Source organism: Pleionea mediterranea (assembly GCF_003148745.1).
In the GTDB taxonomy this organism is placed as follows: Bacteria; Pseudomonadota; Gammaproteobacteria; order Enterobacterales; family Kangiellaceae; genus Pleionea; species Pleionea mediterranea.
The window spans coordinates 279,062-303,904 of the sequence record NZ_QGGU01000005.1 but is presented as its reverse complement, the minus strand read 5'-3'; the positions used below and the strand labels follow the sequence as shown (position 1 = coordinate 303,904).

25 protein-coding genes are annotated in these 24,843 nt (G+C 43.2%); 18 read left to right on the top strand and 7 right to left on the bottom strand.

The genetic code is table 11. The annotated features are described in order from the left end of the window. Positions 1-2 precede the first annotated feature (2 nt). The 11 genes from rsfS (at position 3) to lipA (ending at position 10,318) form a co-directional block, all read left to right on the top strand. Positions 3-335, top strand: coding sequence for a ribosome silencing factor (gene rsfS, locus C8D97_RS08620; RefSeq protein WP_109763358.1), 333 nt, complete (start codon positions 3-5; stop codon positions 333-335). A gap of 11 nt (positions 336-346) precedes the next feature. Beyond that, on the top strand, positions 347-817 hold the full coding sequence (gene rlmH / locus C8D97_RS08615) for a 23S rRNA (pseudouridine(1915)-N(3))-methyltransferase RlmH (protein ID WP_109763357.1): 471 nt from the start codon (positions 347-349) through the stop codon (positions 815-817). Between the two features lie 67 nt (positions 818-884). Next, positions 885-2,759, top strand: coding sequence for a penicillin-binding protein 2 (gene mrdA / locus C8D97_RS08610; RefSeq protein WP_109763356.1), 1,875 nt, complete (start codon positions 885-887; stop codon positions 2,757-2,759). Beyond that, on the top strand, positions 2,756-3,874 hold the full coding sequence (gene rodA / locus C8D97_RS08605; protein ID WP_109763355.1) for a rod shape-determining protein RodA: 1,119 nt from the start codon (positions 2,756-2,758) through the stop codon (positions 3,872-3,874). Before mrdA ends, rodA begins: the two co-directional genes overlap by 4 nt. Positions 3,875-4,005: 131 nt before the next feature. Further along, on the top strand, positions 4,006-4,980 hold the full coding sequence (gene mltB / locus C8D97_RS08600) for a lytic murein transglycosylase B (protein ID WP_170115195.1): 975 nt from the start codon (positions 4,006-4,008) through the stop codon (positions 4,978-4,980). A gap of 27 nt (positions 4,981-5,007) precedes the next feature. Beyond that, the gene (locus tag C8D97_RS08595; RefSeq protein ID WP_210204895.1) at positions 5,008-5,805 is read left to right on the top strand and encodes a septal ring lytic transglycosylase RlpA family protein; all 798 of its coding nucleotides are present in this window, start codon (positions 5,008-5,010) and stop codon (positions 5,803-5,805) included. A gap of 374 nt (positions 5,806-6,179) precedes the next feature. After that, positions 6,180-7,331, top strand: coding sequence for a D-alanyl-D-alanine carboxypeptidase family protein (locus C8D97_RS08590; protein ID WP_109763353.1), 1,152 nt, complete (start codon positions 6,180-6,182; stop codon positions 7,329-7,331). A gap of 28 nt (positions 7,332-7,359) precedes the next feature. Beyond that, complete coding sequence (locus C8D97_RS08585) at positions 7,360-8,229, top strand: D-amino acid aminotransferase (protein ID WP_109763352.1); 870 nt, start codon at positions 7,360-7,362, stop codon at positions 8,227-8,229. A 30-nt stretch (positions 8,230-8,259) separates the two neighbouring features. Beyond that, entirely contained in the window at positions 8,260-8,541 is a 282-nt protein-coding gene (gene ybeD / locus C8D97_RS08580; RefSeq protein WP_109763351.1) for a DUF493 family protein YbeD, read from the top strand. Between the two features lie 78 nt (positions 8,542-8,619). Then, on the top strand, positions 8,620-9,276 hold the full coding sequence (gene lipB, locus C8D97_RS08575; RefSeq protein WP_245411419.1) for a lipoyl(octanoyl) transferase LipB: 657 nt from the start codon (positions 8,620-8,622) through the stop codon (positions 9,274-9,276). A gap of 13 nt (positions 9,277-9,289) precedes the next feature. Further along, positions 9,290-10,318, top strand: a complete 1,029-nt coding sequence (gene lipA, locus C8D97_RS08570; RefSeq protein ID WP_109763350.1) for a lipoyl synthase — start codon at positions 9,290-9,292, stop codon at positions 10,316-10,318. A 73-nt stretch (positions 10,319-10,391) separates the two neighbouring features. On the opposite strand, the gene C8D97_RS08565 is transcribed toward lipA, so the two are convergent. Both C8D97_RS08565 and C8D97_RS08560 read right to left on the bottom strand, forming a co-directional pair. Then, positions 10,392-11,516 (bottom strand): hypothetical protein, encoded by a 1,125-nt coding sequence (locus C8D97_RS08565; protein ID WP_146196125.1) that lies wholly within the window; start codon positions 11,514-11,516, stop codon positions 10,392-10,394. A gap of 18 nt (positions 11,517-11,534) precedes the next feature. Further along, positions 11,535-12,878 carry a DUF3667 domain-containing protein gene (locus C8D97_RS08560; RefSeq protein ID WP_109763348.1) on the bottom strand — a complete coding sequence of 448 codons (1,344 nt, stop codon included), beginning with the start codon at positions 12,876-12,878 and terminating at the stop codon, positions 11,535-11,537. Positions 12,879-13,027: 149 nt separating this feature from the next. Between C8D97_RS08560 and C8D97_RS08555 the strand changes: the two genes are divergently transcribed. Continuing rightward, positions 13,028-13,789: a DedA family protein gene (locus C8D97_RS08555; RefSeq protein ID WP_109763347.1), complete on the top strand. Its 762-nt coding sequence runs from the start codon at positions 13,028-13,030 to the stop codon at positions 13,787-13,789. A 110-nt stretch (positions 13,790-13,899) separates the two neighbouring features. Continuing rightward, a complete protein-coding gene (locus C8D97_RS08550; protein ID WP_109763346.1) occupies positions 13,900-14,808 on the top strand; it encodes a DUF1853 family protein in 909 nt (302 codons plus the stop codon). Between the two features lie 37 nt (positions 14,809-14,845). Here C8D97_RS08550 and C8D97_RS08545 read toward each other — a convergent pair whose 3' ends face one another. Beyond that, the gene (locus C8D97_RS08545; protein ID WP_109763345.1) at positions 14,846-15,712 is read right to left on the bottom strand and encodes a class II glutamine amidotransferase; all 867 of its coding nucleotides are present in this window, start codon (positions 15,710-15,712) and stop codon (positions 14,846-14,848) included. Continuing rightward, positions 15,697-16,653 carry an ATP-grasp domain-containing protein gene (locus C8D97_RS08540; protein ID WP_109763344.1) on the bottom strand — a complete coding sequence of 319 codons (957 nt, stop codon included), beginning with the start codon at positions 16,651-16,653 and terminating at the stop codon, positions 15,697-15,699. The genes C8D97_RS08545 and C8D97_RS08540 overlap by 16 nt, the downstream gene beginning before the upstream one ends. A gap of 234 nt (positions 16,654-16,887) precedes the next feature. Between C8D97_RS08540 and C8D97_RS08535 the strand changes: the two genes are divergently transcribed. Further along, positions 16,888-18,705, top strand: a complete 1,818-nt coding sequence (locus C8D97_RS08535; RefSeq protein ID WP_109763343.1) for an N-acetylglutaminylglutamine amidotransferase — start codon at positions 16,888-16,890, stop codon at positions 18,703-18,705. A gap of 31 nt (positions 18,706-18,736) precedes the next feature. On the opposite strand, the gene pip is transcribed toward C8D97_RS08535, so the two are convergent. The 3 genes from pip to acs all read right to left on the bottom strand — a co-directional run bounded on the left by pip (position 18,737) and on the right by acs (position 22,520). Beyond that, complete coding sequence (gene pip, locus C8D97_RS08530) at positions 18,737-19,639, bottom strand: prolyl aminopeptidase (protein ID WP_109763342.1); 903 nt, start codon at positions 19,637-19,639, stop codon at positions 18,737-18,739. 188 nt (positions 19,640-19,827) lie between these two features. Further along, the gene (gene phaR / locus C8D97_RS08525; RefSeq protein WP_109763341.1) at positions 19,828-20,331 is read right to left on the bottom strand and encodes a polyhydroxyalkanoate synthesis repressor PhaR; all 504 of its coding nucleotides are present in this window, start codon (positions 20,329-20,331) and stop codon (positions 19,828-19,830) included. A gap of 251 nt (positions 20,332-20,582) precedes the next feature. Further along, positions 20,583-22,520 carry an acetate--CoA ligase gene (gene acs / locus C8D97_RS08520; protein ID WP_109763340.1) on the bottom strand — a complete coding sequence of 646 codons (1,938 nt, stop codon included), beginning with the start codon at positions 22,518-22,520 and terminating at the stop codon, positions 20,583-20,585. Positions 22,521-22,790: 270 nt separating this feature from the next. On the opposite strand from acs, the gene C8D97_RS08515 reads away from it, so the two are divergent. The 4 genes from C8D97_RS08515 to C8D97_RS08500 all read left to right on the top strand — a co-directional run bounded on the left by C8D97_RS08515 (position 22,791) and on the right by C8D97_RS08500 (position 24,774). Further along, positions 22,791-22,928 (top strand): ExbD/TolR family protein, encoded by a 138-nt coding sequence (locus C8D97_RS08515; protein ID WP_109763339.1) that lies wholly within the window; start codon positions 22,791-22,793, stop codon positions 22,926-22,928. 234 nt (positions 22,929-23,162) lie between these two features. Beyond that, positions 23,163-23,453, top strand: a complete 291-nt coding sequence (locus C8D97_RS08510; protein WP_342587787.1) for an ExbD/TolR family protein — start codon at positions 23,163-23,165, stop codon at positions 23,451-23,453. A 115-nt stretch (positions 23,454-23,568) separates the two neighbouring features. Then, positions 23,569-24,051, top strand: a complete 483-nt coding sequence (locus tag C8D97_RS08505; protein ID WP_170115194.1) for a c-type cytochrome — start codon at positions 23,569-23,571, stop codon at positions 24,049-24,051. Positions 24,052-24,369: 318 nt separating this feature from the next. After that, on the top strand, positions 24,370-24,774 hold the full coding sequence (locus C8D97_RS08500) for a DUF6491 family protein (protein ID WP_109763336.1): 405 nt from the start codon (positions 24,370-24,372) through the stop codon (positions 24,772-24,774). Positions 24,775-24,843 lie beyond the last annotated feature (69 nt).

The window sequence follows — 24,843 nt, the reverse complement described above, 5'->3', positions numbered from 1 at the left end:
GAATGGACAGTAAAGAACTCATTGCGTTTATCGTTGAACAACTCGAAGACGCCAAGGCGCAGCACATTAATGTGATTGATGTGAAACAGAAAACCAGTATTACCGACGCCATGATTGTTTGCTCGGGTACATCTTCTCGCCACGTAAAATCGATTGCAACGCAACTGGTGCAAAAAGCAAAAGAGCTCGGTCGTCAACCTTTAGGGGTTGAAGGCGAAAATGGCTCTGAATGGGTGCTGGTGGATTTCGCAGACGCCATTGTGCATGTGATGCAGGCAAATATTCGTGATTATTATCAGATTGAAAAGCTCTGGAGCACCGATACGTCGTCGTAAGGGGCTGCTCGATGATTATTCGTCTGATTGCTGTGGGGCATAAAATGCCTACCTGGGTAGAGACTGGGTACAATGAATACGCCCGCCGTTTACCTCGGGAGTGTAAACTTGAGTTGATTGAAATAACTGCCGCCAAACGGGGTAAACAAGCCGATATTGCCCGAATTATGACGAAAGAAGCAGAGCAGGTGAAAGCGGCGATCCAACCGGGAGATTGGGTGGTTGCGCTGGATGTCGACGGCAAAAACTGGTCGACCCCACAATTGGCCGAGCAACTGACCCGCTGGCAGGATCAGGGGCGTCACGTCTCTCTGCTGGTTGGTGGTCCAGAAGGATTAACACCAGAGGTAAGGGCAATGGCCGATCAAAAATGGTCATTATCGGCATTAACGTTTCCTCACCCTCTGGTTCGGGTTGTGGTGGCGGAATCGTTATATCGGGCATGGAGCGTCACGGTTAACCATCCTTATCATCGGGAATAAGCATGAGTGTCATGACATATCACTCGCATTATTTCGTTAGCATCCATCGCTTAGGCATCAGCCTGTTATGATTAATCGCCGTGTCACCCTGAAAAATCAATTTAAAGAACTGTCTTTGTATCAGAACAGGATGTTCATCAGTTTTTTATTGGTCATTGGCATGGTTTTATTGTTGATAGGCTGGGTGGCCGATCTGCAAGTGTCGCAATACGAAAAATACCGAACGGAATCGGATAACAATCGCATTCGAATATTACCTGTTGCACCACCAAGAGGATTAATTTACGACAGGAATGGAATTATTCTTGCCGAAAACCGTTCCGTGTATTCGCTGGAATTGATCCCCGAACAAATAGACGATTTAGAACAGACCGTTAAAAAACTGGAGCAACTGTTAAATCTGGAAGAAGATGATCTGGCGCGCTTCTGGCGTGAGTATCGTCGTACTCGGGAGCGATTTAAGAAAATTCCGCTGGAAACCAAAATGTCGGAGCAACAGGTGGCCAGGTTTGCGGTTGATCGGCATCGTTTTCCAGGAGTCAGTGTTGAAGCCAGACTGGTTCGTTATTACCCCTACGACGATGTGTTATCCCATGCCCTTGGCTTTGTAGGTCGAATTAATGATGTGGAGTTAAGAAGCATCGATCAACAAAATTATAAAGCGACCCGCCACATTGGAAAAGTTGGGCTGGAAAAATATTACGAGCCGCTACTGCACGGAACTATTGGCAGTCAGAGGGTTGAGACCGATGTTCAGGGACGTGTGCTGCGTGTGTTATCACAACAGGCGCCACAATCGGGCAGTGATCTACATCTGGCGTTAGATTTGCCCTTGCAAATGACTGCTTATGAAGCGCTAAAAGGACAACGTGGTTCTGTTGTTGCGATTGATCCAAAAACTGGTGGCGTTTTGGCGCTGGTCAGTACGCCGGGCTATAACCCGAATTTGTTTGTAACCGGCATATCAACCAAAGATTATCAGGCATTACTGAATGAAGACCGCCCATTATTCAATCGCGCGCTGCGTGGTCAATATTCTCCGGGATCAACCATCAAGCCGCATCTGGCATGGCTAGGGTTGGAGAGTAAAACGATTTCACCCGATTACGAAATTAATGATACCGGCGTGTATACCTTGCCGAACGATGATGAGCGCCCTTTTCGGGACTGGAAAAAGAGGGGGCATGGTCAACACGTCAATTTTAGAGATGCGATTATTCAGTCCTGTGACACCTTTTTTTATGGCCTGGCTTACAAATTAGGTATCGATAAAATTTCAAGCGCCATGGAAAAATTTGGTTTTGGCGATTACACCGGTATTGATATTGGTGAGGAAGTACCGGGATTGATGCCCAGTCGATCATGGAAAAAAGGCGCACGGGGCGTTCACTGGTTTCCGGGTGATACAGTGAATACCGGTATTGGACAAGGCTACTGGTTAGCAACGCCTTTGCAAATTGCCAATGCAACGGCCGCCATTGCCAGCAATGGTATTCGTTATCAGTTGCGTATGGTGAACAGTGTGCGACAAAAAGATCGGCAAATTGCTATCGATCCCATTATGGCTTTGCCACAAATTGAGCTGGGTGATGGCAAAAACATGCGCCGTGTCCAAGAAGCCATGAAAGCGGTAAATCATAATCCCGTGGTAGGAACTGCCCGCAGTGCATTTATGGATGCGCCCTATAAATCCGCCGGTAAAACAGGAACCGTTCAGCTATTTGGTCTGGATGTCGATGAAGAATACGAAGAAGAAACTACCGCTGAACGATTACGGGATAATGCCCTCTATATAGGGTATGCCCCATTTGATGATCCCGCGATTGCTGTTGCGGTTGTGGTTGAAAATGCCGGTGGCGGTGGTTCAAACGCAGCGCCCATTGCACGAAAGATAATGGATCAATATTTGTTGAATGCTAATGCAGGAAATTCGGCTCAATGAGCACTCGGAGTCACACCCATAAAGAGCGACAGTCGTTAGCCTGGCGATTGCATATTGATTTACCGCTGTTGGTGGGGTTATTTGCAGTAATGGGCTTTGGCCTGATGATCCTCTACAGTGCCGGCGGTGAAAGCGAATCACTTATCTACCGGCAAATTACCCGGCTCGGAATGGGTTGTGGGGTGATGTTTGTAATGGCACAGCTGCCGCCCCGGTTTTACGCAAAGTGGGCTCCGGCGCTATACGGTATAGGTATTTTATTATTGGTGGCGGTGTTAATCGTTGGCGATAAAGGCAAAGGGGCACAGCGTTGGCTTGAATTTGGAGGCTTACGATTTCAACCCTCCGAAATTATGAAGCTGGCGGTGCCTATGATGGTGGCCTGGTATTTTAGTGAACGACAGTTGCCATCAAAAAAGCGTGAGTTGCTGGTTGCTCTGGCCATTGTCATGGTGCCAACGTTGCTGATTTTAAAGCAGCCCGATTTGGGGACCAGTTTACTCATTGCCTGCTCAGGGATTTTTGTGATTTATCTGTCGGGTGTTAGCTGGTGGTTAATTTCGGGATTTGCAATTACCGGCGTTATTTACGCGCCGGTTCACTGGTTCTTTGTGATGCGCGAATATCAACGAGAGCGGGTACTGGTTTATCTTGATCCGGAAAGAGATCCGCTTGGCAGTGGCTATCATATTATTCAGTCTAAAATTGCCATTGGCTCCGGTGGCACCAGCGGCAAAGGTTGGCTCGAAGGCACTCAGTCACAACTGGAGTTTTTACCGGAACGCTCTACCGATTTTATTTTTGCAGTATTAGGCGAAGAGTTCGGTTTGGCTGGTGTGGTTATTTTATTAACTTTATACCTGTTTGTAATTGCCCGAGGAATGTACATTGGTACTCAGGCTCAGGAAACCTTTTCAAGATTACTGGCCGGCGCATTAATTTTAACGTTTTTTATTTATATTTTTGTCAATATTGGAATGGTTACCGGTTTATTACCCGTGGTTGGTTTACCCTTACCACTGGTCAGTTATGGCGGTACGTCAATGGTTACATTATTGGCCGGTTTTGGTATGTTGATGTCTATCTACACACATCGCAAGCTAGTATCAAAGTAGTCTGATACTTTTAAAAGTTTTAAGGAGAGTTGCATTTGTTCAATAAAGCGTTGGTTAAACTTATTTATCGTGTAAAACTACGGTTGATGGCGAGTCAGAATTTAAGCAAGTCCTTTTTGTTAGCTGGGGTCTTGTTTAGTGCGTCAGTTTCTTCAGTAGCGGCTTATGCCTCTGAGTCCGATACAGAAAATGAAACAGAACAAATGTTTATTCAGCGTATGGTGGATACCCATGGTATGGATAAAGCAACCTTGGAAAAGTGGTTCAGCAAAGCCACCAAGCAACAACGCATTATCGATTCGATGAATAAGCCGGCAGAGTCGTTGCCCTGGCATAAATACCGCAAAATATTTGTTCGCGACAGCCGTATTAAAGCTGGCGTTGAGTTCTGGAATAAGTATCACGTTGAGTTAAAACGAGCCGAAGCCACGTTTAATGTTCCTGCATCTATGATTGTCGGCATCATTGGTGTTGAAACTTTTTATGGGCGCATTCAGGGAAACTTAAAAGTATGGGATGCGCTTTATACGCTTGGTTTTCATTACCCGAAACGGGGGCGGTTTTTCCGGGGTGAACTGGAGCAATATTTATTATTGGTAAAAGAGCAGAACTGGGATTTTCTGGAGCCTCAAGGTTCTTATGCCGGTGCCATGGGCATGGGGCAATTTATACCCACCAGTTATCGTGAGTACGCGGTGGACTTTGATGGTGATGGCAAAATAGATTTATTTAACAACCCAATTGATGCCATTGGCAGTGTCGCGAATTATTTTCGCCGTCATAAATGGCGCTGGGGTGAACCCGTTGCCTATCCCGTTGTTAAGGAAGGAGAATACCAAGACGCATTTGAGCCGAAACGAATGAAACCTCGCTCAAATGCGGGAGCAATAAAGTCGGCGGGTTATCAGTGGAAAGTTGATACACTGGATGAACAGAGTGCGGCAATTTATCATTTTGAACAGCCGGATCATAAACAGGCCTGGATTATCTTTGATAACTTTTATGTGATTACTCGTTATAATCGAAGTCCACTTTATGCCTTGGCTGTTGTTCAGTTTAGTCAAGAAGTTGTTGCCAGTCGTGCGCAAGCCTATTGGAATAATTAGCGACAAGGGTATAAAAAGGTAGCGTTAATGATTAATGTGTCAGCCATGTGCCGATTACTGTTTTTATTGGTTTCCATTGCTTTTGTATCGGCGTGTAGTTTACTGGAAGTGCAAGACAGTGGACCTGATCAACCGGTGGATGTTTCCGATATTCCCGATGCAACTCCCAGAGTTGAAGCGCTCAGTCCTTATGGTAATCCGGCCAGTTATCAGCAAGATGGTATTACCTATTATGTGATGTCATCGGCGGCCAACTATAAAGCCCGTGGCATAGCCAGCTGGTACGGAACTAAATTTCATGGCGAGCGAACATCATCGGGTGAGCCTTACGATATGTACGCCATGACCGCCGCTCATAAAACCTTACCGCTACCGAGTTACGTTAAAGTAACCAACGTCGCCAATGGAAAACAGATCGTGGTAAAAGTGAATGATCGTGGTCCGTTTAAAGCCGGGCGCATCATTGATTTGTCTTATGCGGCAGCGGTGAAACTGGGCTTTCATCAACACGGCACAGCGGAAGTTGAAGTGGAGTCCATTGTTCCTGCCGGAACGCATCGGATAACTGGTCCTTCGGCAGTGCCTGAAGGCAAACAGATGTATGTTCAGGTTGGCGCATTTTCCGATGCGTCAAAAGCAAATCGTTTAAAAACCGCCATTCAGCAACAGGTGCCGTGGCAGGTATCGGTTTCTAAAGTAAAAGTTCGGGCCACCATGCTCTACAGAGTAAGAGTTGGCCCCATTGAAACAACCGATGAAGCGAATCGATTGGTGGATACCTTGTCGATGCCTGCACTGGGTACGCCACGGGTGGTTTTTGAATAACCTACCCGCAACCTTCAGGATTTAAGCATCTTCAGATAAGGAATATAAACAAACCAATAGGTTGAGAATTTAATGATCAAATGGAACTTTACCTTGCCAATCCTGTCATTTTAGCGAGGCGTCCGGATGTGCTACAATCGCCTTATAATCAGGGGAGCGTCGTTATTGGCGTTGTTGTCGGAACTACTATCGGAATTGTTATTGGAATTATCGATTCATTCTGGTTTCCGAACTTTAAGCATTAACGTCTCCTGCATCAATTCTTCAAAGCGTTTATTTTTTTAACGATACGCAGAGAAGATGAAAACCAAAATTAAACCGTATTAAAATATTTTATTGCGGCTCTGTCTTTATAATCAGGAATTAAACAGACAATGATAAAGTTGAAACTTGTTATTTTAACCTGCGTTTCTTTGTTTACTGCGTTAGCTACGGCCATTACACCGGCGCCTCCGGCATTGGGTGCTGATGGATATATATTAATGGATTTTCATTCCGGTCAGGTTATTGCTGAGCGTAACGCGGATGAGCCATTACCACCGGCAAGTTTAACCAAGATGATGACCAGTTATGTTGTTTCAAGTGAGCTGGCCGCAGGAAATATCAGTCGCGATGATATGGTTACCATCAGCAAAAATGCTTGGGCTAAAAACTTTCCTGAGTCTTCTAAAATGTTTATTGAAGTGGGCAAGCAGGTCAGCGTCAGTGACTTGATGAAAGGGTTGATCATTTCATCTGGAAACGATGCCAGTGTTGCACTGGCTGAGCATGTGGCCGGCAGTGAAGACAGTTTTGCTCAACTAATGAATCATTATGGCCGTAAACTGGGTTTAGAAAACACGGTGTTTGTAAATTCTCATGGGCTGACCGCCGATAGCCATCAAACCACAGCTCGTGATATGGCTGTATTAGGTCAGGCATTAATTCGTGACTTTCCTGAAGACTATAAACTGTACGAAGTAAAACAATTTTCGTTTAACAACATTGCACAGTACAACCGCAATCGTTTGTTATGGGACAGAAGTTTGAATGTGGATGGTATAAAAACCGGACATACAGAAGCCGCCGGTTATTGTCTGGTTTCTTCTGCTGTAAAAGACGGAATGCGATTGATTGCGGTAGTTATGGGATCGAACAGTGAAGAGTCCCGAAAAGTTGAGAGCAAAAAATTACTGACCTACGGGTTCCGTTTTTTTGAAACGGTTAAGCCACTAAAAGCCAATACCGAAGTGCATCAGGCTCGAGTTTGGGGTGGTGATATAGAATTGGCACGATTAGGTGTACTGGATGAAATTTGGCTGACCATACCCCGTGGCAAACGTGACAGTGTTAAGGCTAATTACGTGGTTGAGAATGAGTTGGACGCACCCATTGCGAAAGGGCAGGTGGTAGGAAAAATATTTTTCCAGCTTGGTGAGGACGAACTGGCGCAAGTTCCATTGGTTGCGTTGGATGATGTTGCCGAAGGCGGCTGGTTTTCACAATTGCTGGACAGTATCAGTCGCTGGTTTAGTGGTTTATTTTAAAGCTTGATCGCATTGAGTACGGTTTATTTTGAATATTGTTTATTTAAACGGTGAGTTTTTACCGATTGAACAAGCCTCGATCTCAGTGATGGATCGAGGTTTTTTGTTTGCGGACAGTGTTTACGAAGTTATCCCGGTTTACGCAGGTCGACCATTTCGTCTTGTGCAACATATTGAACGACTGAATCGAAGTTTAAATGCCATTCGTCTTTCATTATCTGATCTGAATATTCAGTGGAACGATCTTTTCAGCGAATTAATCAGTCAGAATAATCTGCAACAGGGATCTTTATATTTGCAGGTGACACGGGGTAGTCCATCAAAGCGAGATCATCGACTTGCTGACGAAACACAACCCACCGTATTTATAAAAGCCGATTGCTTAGCCTCGAATTCATCAAAGACTCAAAATGAACCTGAAGCTTTAAAAGTGATTACCGTCGATGATTTTCGATGGCAACGCTGTGATATTAAATCAACCGGATTATTGGCGAATTGTCTGGCGCGACAAATGGCAGAAGATCAACAGGCCAGCGAAGCTATTTTTATAGCCGGTGAGCAGGTTAATGAAGGTTCTGCTTCTAATGTGTTTATTGTTGAGCAGGGAGTCATCAAAACGCCACCATTGTCGAATAATATTCTCGGTGGTATCACTCGCGACTTAGTGCTTGAAATGGCTGATAACAATGGCTGGCCAACAGAGCAAAGCTCTATCCGATTAGAACAACTGTATCACGCCGATGAAGTATGGTTAACCAGCTCCAGTCGTGAAATTCAACCGGTAACACAGGTTGATGATAAAACCATTGGTGATGGCGCTATTGGCCCACTATGGCATAAAATAGTGCATGAGTTTGCCGATTTTAAACAACGTCTTTTTTCTGGTGATTTGCGTTAGTTCTAACGCAACACCTGTGGAGGTATCTTGATGAGTGAGCCAATACAACCCGACAGCATTAATACCGAGTTATGGGAGTTTCCTTGCACCATCTCTTTTAAAACCATGGCGACCAACCGGGCAAACATTGATGTGGATGTGTTAACCGCCATTCAAAATGTGGTTCCCGGTGATTACTCGCCAACCGTTAAGCCTTCGGCAAAAGGGAATTATGTTTCCATAACCGTTCGAATAACGTTGCAAACCAAAGAGCAGGTCGAAAATTTGTATCGCGACGTAAGGGCCATTGCCGATGTCAAAATGTGTTTATAACAGGGCTTAAAATAGGTCTCAATATTGATTCTTTTCAATTATTCTTTTAATGCAAACATCTTCAGGTAAATATACACCGTGATAACTTCGCAACAAACTGTGATTGTGCGCCAATTGGGTCGTCAGCCTTATGAGCCTATATGGCGCGCCATGTCCGAGTTTACCGATAATCGTAAACAAGATACCGGAGATGAGTTCTGGCTGGTTGAGCATGAGCCTGTGTTCACTCAGGGGCAAGCAGGAAAGGCTGAGCATATTTTAGCGCCGGGCGACATACCCGTGGTGCAGGTGGATCGGGGTGGTCAGGTGACCTATCATGGTCCGGGTCAGCAGGTGGTGTATTTTTTAATTAATCTTAGACGTCAGGGAATGGGCGTGCGTGATTTGGTGAGTCACATTGAGCAGTCTGTGGTGGACAGCTTAAAAGAATTTGGAATAACGGCAAACGCCAGGCCCGATGCTCCCGGAGTCTATGTTCCTGATGGGGCTAAAATTTGCTCGCTAGGCTTAAGGATCCGAAAAGGCTGCAGCTTTCATGGGCTGGCGCTAAATGTTAACCTCGACCTTGAGCCATTCTCTCGAATTAACCCCTGTGGCTATGCGGGAATGGCAGTAACCAACATCAGTGAGCAGGGGGGGCCTGATAATTTAAAACAGGTCGAACCAACACTGATCAAGCATTTAATGGCCAATTTAGGGTATAATTCGGCCAACATTCAGTCAGGCTTAGCTTAAGAGACAGGTTTATATGACGCAACCGAGCAGTACGCAGTCTTCCAGTACTCAAGACACTCCAACCGCAGACGCAACTCCAGTAAAAAAACACCCCGCGCCGAAAAAAATACCGGGGCAGAAGTTACGTGGTGCGGATAAGACATCTCGCATTCCCATTAAAATTGAACCAACCGAGGAAATGCCCCGTAAACCAGACTGGATTCGGGTGCGTTTACCTAGCGGTAATCAAATTACTGAAATTAAAAACATGCTGCGCAATAAAAAATTGCATACAGTGTGTGAAGAAGCCAGTTGCCCTAACTTGCCAGAATGTTTTGGGCATGGCACGGCAACCTTTATGATTTTGGGTGATATTTGTACCCGTCGTTGCCCATTTTGTGATGTGGCCCACGGTCGACCTTTGAAACCGGATCCAGAAGAACCACAACATTTGGCGGAGTCCGTTGTTGGTATGGGATTGAAATATGTGGTGATCACTTCGGTGGATCGCGATGATCTCCGGGACGGTGGTGCGCAGCACTTTGTTGACTGCATCAGTGAAGTCCGTAAACAATCACCAAATACAAAAGTAGAAACTCTGGTGCCTGATTTCCGTGGTCGTATGGATCGTGCGTTGGATATATTAGGGGACAGTTTACCCGATGTATTTAATCATAATCTGGAAACGGTGCCTCGGTTGTACCGACAGGCAAGACCCGGTGCAGATTACCAATGGTCACTCGATTTATTGAAAAAGCATAAGGCGATGTATCCTGATGTTGCCACCAAGTCCGGCTTAATGGTGGGCTTGGGTGAAACCAATGAAGAAATCATCGAAGTGATGAAAGATCTGCGTGCCCATGATGTGGATATGCTCACCATTGGTCAGTATTTGCAACCGAGTAAAGATCATCACCCGGTAAAGCGCTTTGTTACACCCGCTGAGTTTAAAGAGCTGGGCGAAATAGCCGAGTCACTTGGGTTTTCTAATGTTGCCAGCGGTCCTATGGTGCGATCCTCGTATCATGCGGACAAACAGGCAGCCGGAGAAAAAATTAGTTAGAAATTATTTAATACTCCACCAAAAAAGATGGTGGAGTATTAGAAAGCTCTGTAAATTCTAATCTTATTGAGATTTAATTTGGTGAGTCTGCTGTAGAGTCAGACTTTTCATTATAAATCATTCCTTGAGAATACTGATTTTTATCTGATGCATTAAGCTGTTCATAAGAGCTTTCAGCATAACCTCTTACCTTAGAGCTTGTTGAGCTTTCTGCTACAGTCTTTAGCGCAGAATAATAACGTGAGTTATCACTAGCTGCTAATGCCTTGCAAACCCAGGAAATGGCATCAACCATGTAATCAGAGCTATAAGTTTTAGTTGTAAGGATTCGCTCTGCAGCATAGTCTAGCAGCTCAGGTGAAAATAAATTTTGTTTGATAATACTTTTGGCTGTTTTTCTTAAAAGCAAAGCGTCTTCACTAAATAATGCTTGTTTAAATTTACCAAGCTGATCATCAAGCATATTATCAGAAATATTACTATTTTTAATAACGTCAATAACATACCAGTGTTCTTTATCTTCTCGATCAAATACAACCTGTCCAATCTGATCAAAATAAGCTTCCATATGAGTATATTTTATTCGACCAATAAAAGGCATAGATTTAGTCGTTTTGTTAACTGCTTTTACATCAAAGGGATAGCCTATAGTGCTAACGACTTCATCAATACTCATATTTAATTCAACATCTCCTTTTTTAGGAGTTTTATCATTTTTGAATTTTTTGAGTAAATCTTCGTGCAAATTTTTTAATGATGACTTATCTCCTTCAAGATTAGTTTTAACTTTAAGTTTAGGAAGCTTATTTTGTGCTTTTCTAATGTATGACTTAAATTTTCGACTTTTTGCTTTATCATATGTTAAATCTAGGAGTGACGCATGTTTTGCTTGACCTTTTGCTTTAAGTGCATTTGCGAGCCAAGAAGCTGCGTCAACATCTAAGTCACTTGTTACTTCAGACATTGTGAAAATTTTCAATGCTGCCAAGTCAAGAAGCTTTGGATCAATGACGTTGTCTTTTACAATTGATTTACCAACTAACCGTATGGTTTCTGAGTTATTACTAGTTAGCATGTAAGCATATAGAGCACTTTTTCCACTATAGGACTCTGCTTTTAATGGCTCATTAGCCTGAGCTGAAGTGGATAGAGTACAAATAAATATAAGAAATATGAACGGTAGATATGAGACTGACACAAAGAACTCCTTGAGGGATTAATTAAACAACACACTTAATATTAATATAGTGATGGCGGCAAAGCTGAATAAAAGTAAATATAAAATACCGGTCAACATCCATTTAAACACACTAAGAAACCAGTTTTGGCGGTAGACGCTTTTAATCGATAATAGAAAGTAAACGGGTATCCAGATAAATAACAAGGTTTCAACTAACTGAATAATAGAGGCGATAAAACTGACAAAACCATTGTCGGATGCACTGAGCCATTGACCCGTTCGATCCAGTCCCATTAATAATAAAACACAAAGAAATAAAAATGCATGACCATGAAACGCATGAATAAGATGTTCTATGTAATAACGGCGAGCAAACGGATAGGACAGTTTCATCAAGATGGCGAAAATCGGCACCAGCAAAAGCATGCTCTTAGGGATGACTTCTAGTAAATCACCAAAAAAATCATTCGGGTCGTCAATAATATTTTTTATATTATCTTCCAGTTTTAACTCGAGTTGTTGGTTGTCTTCCTTCGATAACCAAGGTAAGTCGACCTGTAAATCCCCCTCTTTATAAACGAATCCTTTATTGTCTTTATTTTGTTCGGCGTTTGTTTCACTCGGTAATGGCTTGGGATCTGCGGCACTATTATTTTCAGTTTTATCAAGCGGAGCAGGCTCATCTGGTAAGTCTGGCTTGTTAATTTCTGGCTGCTGTTTGGTATGGATATCTTCTGTTCGAGTATCCGTTGTCTCACCCGTTTTATTATCTGGATTATCAATCTGGGTATCAGGCGATTGTAAAGAGCGAGGGATTGCAATGGGGGACTTGCCAGCCAACTGTAACACCTGATTGGCTTGCTGCAATTCTTGTAATGCTTTTTGTCGCTCCTGCTCGGAAAGTTTTCCAAAGCCAGTGGAAGCATTATCACCATCGAATTGAGCTTTTGATAATTCGGAAGAAACCTGTTCGCTGTTGATTTGGCCAAAGATGGAGTCGTCAGACGTTTTATTCTGTACCCAGATCACAAAGATACAAAATATACTGGTGATCAAATACAGCCTAAGAGGTGGTACATAACTGAATCGACGGCCGGAGACATATTCTCTGGTTAAAAAGCCGGGACGGAATAATAAAGCGAATAACGTGCGTGCAGCTCTTGAGTCGAGACTGATGATATCTTCAAGTAATTCTTTTATCATCGAGCCGAAAAAACGAATGATGGATTTATTCGGCTGTCCGCATTGATGGCAAAAAGGTCCGGTTAAATGAGTTTGACAATTTTTACAGGCTTCCAAATCCGCATTGCGGGAAGGAAAGTCAGCTTCCGGGACGGTATCTGCGTTTATGGCATTGTGGGCTGGTAATGATTTCGTCATGCTTTAGTTCCGTCATGAAATGGTTCTGTCATAATAGGATCCTTCATGATAGAGCACCATCATCATAGCGAGCGTCTTACTCATCGTGGTAGGCTTAAGATACACTAATTTAATTTTTATCGCGACTCTTCGCGCTTGGGAGTTTTCCATTGATTGAAAACTACAGTAAACAGTTGCTGCTGTTTATTGAACAGTCACCCGAATGGGCATTTTTTATTGTATTGCTGATCGCATTTTTAGAGTCGGTTGCGATAGTCGGTGTGTTAATGCCCGGATGGCTGCTTTTATTGGGCGTCGGTGCGCTTATTGGTAATCAGGTATTGCCATTTTATAGTATGGCGCTTGCCATGTTTATTGGCGCGGTTATTGGCGAAGGCGTGAGTTACCAGTTAGGTTATCATTTTCGCGATAATATCCGGCACTGGAAGTGGCTAGAGTCTCATCAGAAAGGATTAGAACGTTCTGATCGGTTTATTAAACATTATGGTGTAATGAGCTTAATTATTGGCCGTTTTATCGGGCCATTAAGAGCTTTACTACCATTAGTCGCCGGTATTTCAGGGATGTCTAATAGAGTATTCTGGCTTGTTAATATTGGTTCAGGGCTATTGTGGGCGCCAATCTATTTATTACCGGGCATTCTGGTTGGTGCTACCTTTTCATTACCCGAAGGCACCCGTGAAGTAATGGCTGTGTTTGTTTTTGGCGAGTGTATCTTTCTTTGGCTGTCCCGTCGCTGGTGGATAGCTGCTAAACGTTTAGACAAACAAAGTGAGGATGCCAGAGGAAAAAAATTACAATCTATATTAGCGATGACCTGTGCATTACTTATATTAATCATTCTTGGATTAAGTCCACTTGGACAGGAAATATTATCCATATTGTATAAAGTGTTTAATAAAGTTGGCTAAGACAGCTGGTTAAAATAGTTGGCTAAGATAGCTTCTAATATATTCACTACATTGTACAACTAAACAATATCCTTTAATGACCAAAAATATTGAAGGAAAGCTGAGAGCAAATGACAACAATCGTTAATGCTAATTATCATTTTGAGTCGCAGCAGCAACTGCTCAGTAATTTGCTCTGGTGTATTGGCTCGCCGGAAATTATAAACAACAGGCATGGATTTTTTTCTGATGAAGGCGTGTCGAAAACATTTTATAGTCGCTTAAAACAAACACTCGAACAACAGCCGGATGTTGCCTTAAAACTGATAAAAGGATATTTATCCGAATTAAAAACAAAACGACTGGGTGAGCGATTTGAAGCTTATTGGAATGCAGCAATCGAGCTACATCCGGATTACCGTCTAATTACATCAAATTTTCCATTACGCGATCAGGGCAAGACTCTGGGTGAACTTGACCTGGTCATCCAGTGTTTAAAAACCGAGCAGCTTTTTCATATTGAGTTAACCTGTAAGTTTTATTTACAAGTACCGGGTGTTTCTGGATTACGCCAATGGGTCGGCCCGGGGCAGGCCGACAGACTGGATAAAAAGATCCATCGTCTAGAACAGCATCAGCTGCAATTGCCTCAAACACCAATCGCATCGTCGTTGCTTGAAAAAAATAATTTGGATATAAAGCGCTCATACAGTGTAATAAAAGGGCGACTTTATACTTCGATTGCAGAAAATAAACCAGACTTCGATGCACAGATAAATGACGCGAGTGTTGTTGGACGCTGGGCAACCCGGCAGCAACTTGAGCAACAGCTGGACTACCATAATTTGCATTGGTGTATTGCAAAAAAACATCAATGGTTTGCATCATTCTATGCCGATCAAACCCATTCATTAGAAAAACTTCTGTCAGAAGACATCAGTTATCCAAAACAGTTGGTTGGCTTTTGTGATGGAAAAGAAAGGGTTCGTGTTTTTTGGGTGGAAGATGACTGGTTACAGCAGGCAAAGTTAATCTATTGATAATTCAAGTTTGTTAAGATTTCAGAACTGTCGAGCATCATGATGACATCTGGGTAATCGCAGACAAAGAGTTATCATCAAAAAATGTTTCTGTGTTAACAGATTGTCCACTTATGGTTGTAAAGGTGTTGTTGGGAATTTCTGTCCATTTTTCGCTGGCTTTGTCCAGAGGTTCCGATACTACAACTGTACTGTTATTAGGCATGCAGCTATTCGATCCTTCAAAGTCATCAAAGCAGTGAATGTCGGTGGAGTAAAATAATGTCATGGCATCTTCATTATGTGAAAAGCGTAAGGTGTAAAGACTTTGACCATCTGATAAAGCGCAGGATAAATTAAGCGCACCATCCGGATCCGTACGAATTAATGCTTCAAGTACCCTTGAAACCATCGCCTGCAAAGCTTCTTTTGGGCGACTGACCAGTCCATAGGTAAGCGCCAGCAAGAAAAAAGTTTCACTATCGGTGGTGCCTTTTAAATACGGATAAAGTTCCGGTGCAATTTCCATTTGTAACTCGCGGCGAATATTTTCAAAATCAGTTACATGTCCATTATGTTGAAACAGCCAGTGTTTGTAATGAAAAGGATGGCAGTTTGTTCGCTGGATTTCTCCGGTTGTGGTGGCACGAACATGGGCAAAGAAAATATGGGATTGTACTTGATGGCATAAGTTTTTCAGATTCTCATCGTGCCAGGCGGGCACATCATCTTTAAAAACACCCGGATCAGGCCGTTTGTCATACCAGCCGATACCAAAGCCATCACCGTTGGTGCTGAGCAGTTTTCCAGCCGGTGTTATATTTAATTTGCTATTTAAGCTTTGTTCGACCAATGAGTGTTTTGGTTGAGTAACCAGACTGTCGAGAAATATCGGCTGTCCAATATAAGCTATCCATCGACACATAACGACATATACTCCTGATTTACGCTGTGTTTGTTATCCGCAAGCGGCTTACTTTTGTATTTGCTTGCTTGTTCAACAGTAAAGTCGATAATGGCTGCCGCAATGTTGGTATTGGTAATCGCTTCGATGCCTTGCTCACCGGTAAAATCGGGTGACACATTGATCTCTAACAACAATGGTCCACGATTTGAGCGAACAAAATCAACGCCAGCAATGTTAACGCCGATGCTTCGTGTGGCACTTAAAATAATTTCTTTTTCTTGTTCTGTTAATGTCACTTCGGATGAATGAGCGCCAAGGGAGACATTAGCGCGAAAATCGGTATCCTGCGATTGTCGCTTCATGGCAGCTACAATTTTATCACCAACAACGAAAGCTCTTAGATCGGCACCAGCGGCTTCTTTTACAAACTCTTGAACAATAAAAGATGCACCCAGCAAACCAAATGTTTTAATGATGTTTTGTGCCTCTTTAATATCTCGCGCTAAAAAGACACCTGTACCTTCGGTGCTTTCAATAAGTTTAACCACTAACGGCAGTTTTAAATCGGAGATAATGGGTTCAAAATATTCACTGGAAAAAGCAATGCCAGTTGCAGGAAATGGTAACCCTTTATCCATAAGGTACTGTAAGCACTTTAACTTATCTCGTCCGAGCCTTAATGCCTCTGGCGATTCGCTGATGTAGGTGTGCAAACAGATGAACTGTTGCAAAATATTGATGCCGTAATCTGTAAAGCTGACATTAAGTCTTGGAATAATAGCGTCAAATTCTGATGAAATATTTTCGTTTTTAAAGTAGATGGTGGGTCGATCAGAAGAAAGCTCGACACTAATATAGCGTAAGTCCAGTAATCGGGCAGCATGCCCTTTGTTTTCTGCTTCGTTTAATAGACGTTGATCGTCCCGAATTTGGTTGGTGGTTAAAATTCCTATATTCATAAGTTATAAAGTGTTTTGTTGTGAAACTGTTTTAATCATTTGTATTAAGTGCAGTGACAGTTAAAGTGTAGCAGTGTTCGGCTTTTATTCTAGCGTAACGACAGGGTAACTGGAGAGTAATAACGCATTGAGTTTTTACGCATCGGTGTAAACGTGAGATCTTGCGTTCCGCAATGGCTTTGCTATTACTTGTTAAGGAAGCCTTGAACGCTGTCGATAATAAACGGAGGAACTATGTGCGGTCTGGCTGGTGAAATAACGTTTAAAGAGAAGCCTGATAGCGCTACTGTCAAGCGTATGTTAAATACTCTTTCAAGCAGAGGACCGGATGCTGAAGGGCTTTTTCTACAGGATAATATTTGTTTAGGCCACAGACGTTTAAAAATAATTGATCTCAGTAATCATGCCAGCCAGCCGATGATTGACTCATCATTAGGCCTAACCATTATATTTAATGGTTGTATTTATAACTATAAATTATTGAAAAAAACATTAACGGACGTTGGCTATCAGTTTTTTTCCAACAGTGATACGGAAGTGATTTTAAAATCCTATCATTACTGGAGAGAAGCTTGCGTTGAACAATTTAATGGCATGTTTTCATTTGTTATTGTCGAGCGGGATACTGGTGAAGTGTTTATCGCTCGGGATCGGCTGGGTATCAAGCCTTTATATTATTTTCATAATCATCAGCGATTTTGTTTTGCTTCCAGTTTGCCAGCATTATTAAACCACCCGGAAGTACCTACTGATATAGATCCTGTGTCGTTAAATCATTACTTTGGAATACGCGCGATTGTTCAGGACAGAACATTATTCAATGGCATTAAAAAACTGGCGCCGGGATGCTGGATAAAACTCTCCACTAATGGAGAGTTGAAGCACCATCGATACTGGCAATTGCAGCCAACTACCGAGTCGGAAAGGCATGATTTTAATCAGCGCCAGAAACAATTTAAGGACTTTTCCGAACAGCAGTGGATTGATGCATTACAAAAGGCGTTAATGGATAGCGCCAGACGAAGACTGGAAGCCGATGTGCCGGTGGGCGTATTGTTATCCGGGGGACTGGACTCTTCATTGATCGTAGCTCTACTGGATAAGTTGGGGCAAAAAAGTATTCATACCTTTTCCATTGGCTTTGAGCAGGTGGGTGAAGAAGAGGGTAATGAATTTCGTTACTCCGATATTATTGCGGATAAATTTAACACCCGCCATAACAAGATATTTGCCAAACACGATACCTTGCTTGAGTCGTTACCGGATTGTGTTTCTGCCATGTCAGAGCCTATGGTGTCCCATGACGTTATTGGTTTTTATTTGCTGTCGCAAAAAGTAAGTGAACACGTCAAAGTCGTACAAAGTGGTCAGGGCGCTGATGAAGTATTTGGCGGTTATCATTGGTACCCTCCGATGGTCGATGTTTCGCCGAAACAAGCGGCAGAAACCTATGCCGATGCGTATTTTTCCTATGATTTTAATGACTACAAAAAACTGGTGCAAAAGCAATGGAGCGATGAAGATCATTCTCTATTGTTAGTGGACAATTATTTTAAAAAAGGCTTTGCACAAAACCCTGACATTGGTGCGATCGATCATACTTTAATGATGGATACCGAAATAATGCTGGTGGATGATCCGGTAAAGCGCGTTGACAATATGACCATGGCTTTTGGTCTGGAAGCGCGTGTTCCTTTTCTTGATCATGAACTGGTTGAGCTGGCCAGTCATATTCCTTATCCATTAAAACTGAAAGATGGCGGAAAGTATTTATTAAAACAGGTCGCCCGCCGAATGATCCCCCATGAAGTCATTGATCGACCAAAAGGCTATTTTCCGGTACCTGCATTACGCAATATGCAAGGCCCGTACCTTGATATGGCAAAGCAGGTATTTAGTCAACAGGTAGCGAGAGAACGTGGTTTGTTTAATTTTGAAACCATTGAACAAATGTTGCAAACCCCCGGCGATTTTCGTGGGCCGTTTGGTTCAAAGTTATGGCAGGTAACACTGTTGGAGTTATGGTTACAGCAACAGCTGAATGTCCGTTGAAACCGAATGTCCTTTAAAGCCGTGTGTCGATCTAGTTAAGCGCACTAATCAATTGCTTAAGCTTGGCTCTATTTTGTGGTTCGCTGGCATCATGGGCGGCTAACGGTGACTCATGCATTGTTGCCTGTTGCATCGATTGTGCGACTAGCCAGGCAGATCGTGTGGGACAAATGGTGTCGTAACGGCCGTGCACAATATCCAGTGGAATATGGCTAATACTGTCGATATGTTTCAGTATAAAATTGTCTTCAGCCAAAAACGCCAGATTAGAAAAATAACGGGTTTCCAGAATCACCATGGGTAAACTTGTTTCAGGATCGGAAAACTGTTGTAACGTCGACTCGTCGGGTTGAATAAATGAATTGATCGCTTCCCATCTTGCCCATTGAGCAGCGTATTGCCGGCGTTGTTTAATGGAGCCATGAGTCACCAGTTGATGGTACTCCTCAATCACCGAGTCGAGATTGTTGATGGGTTCAATAAATCGCTGGTATTCTTCTGGAAATATCCAGTTGGCACCTTCGCGGTAAAACCAGTTTAATTCTGCAGAATTGCATAAAAAAATTCCCCAAAGAATCATACGCTCAACATGCTTCGGGTAATGGATCGCATAACTTAAGGCCAGTGTACTGCCCCAGCTACCGCCCAGCAGAATAAATTGTTGCACATTAAGTTGCTGCCGCAGCCGTTCGATATCCTTCAACAATGCATGGGTTGTGTTGGCGGTGAGAAGATCATCGGACAGACTTTTACCACAGCCTCGCTGATCGAGAAAAATAACCGGACGGGAACAGTCTTTGAGTAACTCATGATCGCTCTTCTGACAGGCCGCACCGGGACCTCCATGCAGAAAAAGAATCGGCGTGTCGCCATTCAATGTGCCTTGCAGATGGTAATAAACTTGGTGACCATCCTGTTCCGCTAGATGTGGCAAGAATCCCCCTTTGGCTTGAAAACTTAATTAAACTTTAGTTATCAAATTAGTTGAGGAATCGAATTTTTTCGAGTGGTATCAGGCAGGTAAGGCCACTTATCCTAAGGATTTATTCAGGATAATATTAGAAGGGGTAACGATGCTGGAATGAAGTTGTTGAAAATAAAAAGTATCGAAATTAATGGCCATCAGTTTTTTTTGGTTTCTGGCTCGGTGACTTCTTCTTCCGTTTCTGCAGAATCCTTTGTATTCGCATGGCCTGTATAAAAGTTTTCCTGCATGGATTTCCACATGCTCATATTCTGCTCGGCAATGTTCTGCATCATGGTCATTGGATTGGTACCCAGAAAGGTATTTAGCGGGCTCTTGAAACCGGCCTGTTGTTCCATAAACAATTTCATGGAATGTTCCAGGAAGCGACTCATCATGGCCTGCATGGAATCGCCGTAGAAACGGATAACGTTTTGCAGAATATCGGCGGTAAAAATTGGGCTTTCTTTGTCTTCCTGCTCCGAGATGATTTGCAACAGGGTGGCACGAGTTAAGTCATCGTTGGATTTTGCGTCCAGTACTTTAAAGGGAACGTAAGTTAACACCAGCTCTTTCACATCGTTCAATGTGATGTAGCTGCTAATGGCTGTGTCGTACAGCCGACGATTAGGGTACTTTTTTATAATACGTACATCTGACATGGCTCACTCATCCCAACAACATGTTACTTTTTAAGAATCGGGTCCTGCCGGTAGTCGCTGTTATGTCTGGTTGATTGCGTACTATGGCTTGTTATAATTTTTTGTACTCCTTGCAGTGTATCAGGATATGGTGTTCTGCACCATCCTCAGCGCCAAGTTGTACTCAGGCAGGAAATATCTTTCAAATTCAAAAGGTTAGGTCGCTCATTCAAGTGTTGAGATTGAGAGGGCGGCCTAACTGTACTTTAGTATTAGCGGTTCGCCCGGTTTTCTATTAAGTCGTCAACCACCGAAGGATCGGCAAGTGTTGAGGTATCTCCCAAGTTATCCAGTTCGTTCGATGCGATTTTTCGTAATATGCGGCGCATGATTTTACCGGAGCGGGTTTTCGGTAAACCGGGCGCCCACTGGATCACATCCGGTTTGGCTATCGCTCCTATTTCCTGACTGACCAGTTTGGTCAGGGTTTGTTTCAGCTCATCAGAGGGGGATTGACCGGACATTAATGTGACATAGGCATAAACGCCCTGACCTTTAATATCGTGGGGATAGCCAACCACGGCCGCTTCGGCAACATCTTCATGCAATACCAGTGCGCTTTCAATTTCGGCGGTGCCCAGCCTATGACCAGAAACATTCAAGACATCATCCATACGGCCGGTGATCCAGTAATAACCATCGGCATCCCGGCGGGCACCGTCTCCGCTGAAGTAATAGCCTTTGTATTGTGAAAAGTAGGTATCAATAAAGCGTTGGTGATCGCCATAAACGGTTCGCATTTGACCGGGCCAGGATTGTGACATGACTAGCGCACCTGAGGCTTCTCCTTCAAGTTCATTGCCATCGGCATCCATCAAAGCCGGTTTTATACCAAAAAAGGGCCGAGTAGCAGAGCCAGGCTTCAGGTCGGTGGCTCCGGGTAATGGGGTCAGTAAAATGCCGCCCGTTTCTGTTTGCCACCAGGTGTCAACAATAGGACATCGTTCGTCGCCAACGGTATGGTAATACCATTCCCAGGCTTCCGGATTAATGGGCTCTCCGACAGTACCTAATAGACGCAAACTACTGCGTGATGCCTGTTTAACAAATTGTTCGCCTTGTCCCATTAAGGCGCGAATCGCTGTTGGCGCGGTATAAAAGGTATTCACCTTATGTTTATCGATGACCTGCCAGAAGCGGCCAGCATCGGGATAAGTTGGTACACCTTCAAATACCAGTGTCGTGGCACCGTTCGCCAGTGGGCCGTAGAAAATATAGGAGTGCCCCGTGATCCAGCCTGCGTCGGCGGTACACCAGTAAACATCATTATCGTGATGATCAAATACGTATTTGTGCGTAATAGCAGCGTATAAAATGTAACCCCCGCAGGTATGAAGAACGCCCTTAGGTTTGCCAGTGGAGCCTGATGTATAAAGAATAAAGAGCGGATCTTCGGCATCCATTATTTCAACCGGACACTCGCTGGATAAAGTTGCTGCCTGCTGTTGATAATCGACATCGCGCTCAGGCGTCCAGTTTATTTTTGCATGGGTGTATTTAACGACAATCACGGTGTGAACATCGGGGCAGTGTTTTAACGCAGTATCGGTATTGTCTTTTAACGGGACTTTTTTGCCACCACGTAAACCTTCATCAGCGGTAATCACAACTTTACAGTCGGAATCGAGAATACGGCTTTTTAAAGATTCTGGTGAGAAGCCACCAAATACCACAGAATGAACCGCACCAATGCGGGCACAGGCCAACATGGCGTAACCCACTTCCGGGATCATCGGCATATAAATACACACACGATCGCCTTTTTTGACGCCACGGGCCTTTAACAGGTTGGCGAAGCGACATACTTTTTCATGTAATTCGCGGTAGGTGATAGATTCGCTAATCTCCGGGTCATCCCCTTCCCAGATTATGGCCGTTTTATCGGCATTATTTTCCAGATGTCGATCAACACAGTTGTAACAGACGTTGAGTTTGGCGCCGTTAAACCAGCTGATTTTTGCCTCTCTGTAATCAACATCCATTACAGATTGCCATTTCTGATCCCAATGGATGAGTTTTTCGGCCTGTTCCGCCCAGAACTGCTCCGGGTTGTCGATAGACGCCTGATACATTGTCTGATAGGTCTTATTATCTATCAGAGCCTGCGATTGAAACTCTGTTTTTACCGGGTAGGTTTTTACATCGGACATGATTGATTCTCTCCTGCTCTGCAATTCATCCATAATCAACGGCGACAAAGATGATTCAAGCTGATGTTTTGGTTGTTTTTTTAGTGGTTCCACCTGCCTATACCTTAATCGAAATTGCATAAGGCTTAAAGTGATTCAGTGGTTAGGATTTGTAACTTACTATGCCGATAATTGACAGCGCTGTCAATTATCGCTTGGCATTGCTAATAACCCCTTATCTTGAACAGTGTCGTTTTTTGTTAATAACACAGTGAGGAGGAGGATAACGCTATGAAGCGGATTGCTACACAACAACAAACCAGCGATATTGATATGACGCCTATGCTGGATATAGTCTTTATCATGCTGATCTTTTTTATTGTGATTAGAGCGTGTTTATCTTTGGTTCTTCGAGATGTTGAGAGCTAAAACTAAGCCAGTCGCGGCGTGAATTTTGAGGTTTAGTTATTCTAAATAAGAAATTCGCAACAAAGAATGGCTTAGTTTTAGCCTCAACCCTTCGGGCAGGGGTTATTTTATGGCACAACCGCGTTATCGGTCATTCAAATAGAATAACTATTCATCACTCCCTCTGTCTTGTTGTGCCATAAAATAAACGCCTGCATCGCAAAGAACCAAAGATAAACACGCTCTTACTCCTTTATAAAAGAATCCGGCGTGGATATGTCGCCATTAACCAAAAGCTCAAAACCTTCAGGAGAATCCAAGTCACTGGTGATACGAATTTCTACTGGCGACTTGGTAAGCTTGGATGGTAGAGACGTTGCCATTAGCGCCATTGCCGCTAATGTCCAAACTTGGCGCGTTAAAAACCCGGAGTCTTCGGTGGTTTTGCTGACGGATCCCGGTGCCAGCACCTCTTCGCTGGTTAAAGTTGCCGATGGTGTGCGTCAGGCGGGTGTTTTCGATATAAAAATATCGCCAATGCAATAAAATTACATTGTTTTTAAAGCTGTTATTTTAAGCGAAGCAAAAATGACGCTATAATGCGCGCTGAATTTTGATTGTATGATGTGGCCCGACAGGGTAGCGACTGAGGATGCTTAGCATGAATTCCTTTAAAAACAAATGGTTACTAATTTTTATGTCGGCTGTTTTAGCTCTAGGAACAGCCATTGCTGCGGATGAAAAAGAGCAGCAGGAGAACAGCAAGGGCTATAAAGCACTAAAAAGCAAAATGTTGTTCAGCAAGCAAAACATTGATAAGCGTACCAAACCGGTTGGCAATATCTATGTTGAAGGCGATGATGTTCCTGCGGCAGCTCCGCCTCCGGTAGCTGAATCAACTGGTCCTCGTGGTGGTGCTGATGTTTACACGGCTAACTGCAGTGCGTGTCATGCTTCAGGTGTTGGTGGTGCTCCCAAGCTTGGTGATGCAATCTGGAAAGAGCTAGCACAACAAGGTGTGGATACTTTAGTTCAGACCGTGATTAACGGAAAAGGCATTATGCCGCCAAAAGGTGGGTGTGCGTCTTGTTCCGATGATGAGTTAAAGCAAGCCGTTGAACATATGATGGCAAGTGCAAACTAAAGTATCGCCATCTACTGTTTCGTAAAAAAGCGCTCTTTGAGCGCTTTTTTTATGATTTCAGAAAATATGTTGTACGATTATTGGGATTTATTATGAAGATGGCTGGCGGTTATGGACGAGTTTATAACTTAGTTTTTACCGAGCTGTTAGCAAAGATTGATGAATCGACGAGTCGTTTTTGATATGGGAATTAAGTGATGAATAATTGTCTCAAGTATTCGCAATATTGAAACCTGATAAAAACCCGTTATGCTTAAAAGTGTCAACATTATCTATTAACATTCGTTTATACATAGAGATTGTGTCAATGAGGTGGCTATGAAAATATTAATATCAATATTAACGGTTCTGGTGTTGGTTGGCTGTGCGAGTCAATCGGTTGCTGATAAAAATGATCGCTACGCACAATTTATAGGTGACAACAATTTAAAGTCGACCGATCGTATTACAACGTTTCGATTTCACGGTTGGAGTGCACTCAACAGCGATTATCTGATTATTTCAACCAACTTTAAAAGTCCTTATTTAATTAAGTTAAAGTCGCCCTGCAATGATTTGAAGTTTAGCCAGACTATTTCGGTGAATAACACAGGTTCAAGTTTAAGCAGTAAGTTTGACTCGATTGATGTACCAGGCCCTATTAAACAGACTTGTTACATCGATGAAATCTATCCAATGACGGAAGAGCAGGCAAAGGCAATACGCTCACTTGAAAAGAGTTAGAATGTAGTTGGCTGTAAATGTAAAAAGCTGCGAATGTTAATTACATTCGCAGCTTTTTTTATTAGAAGT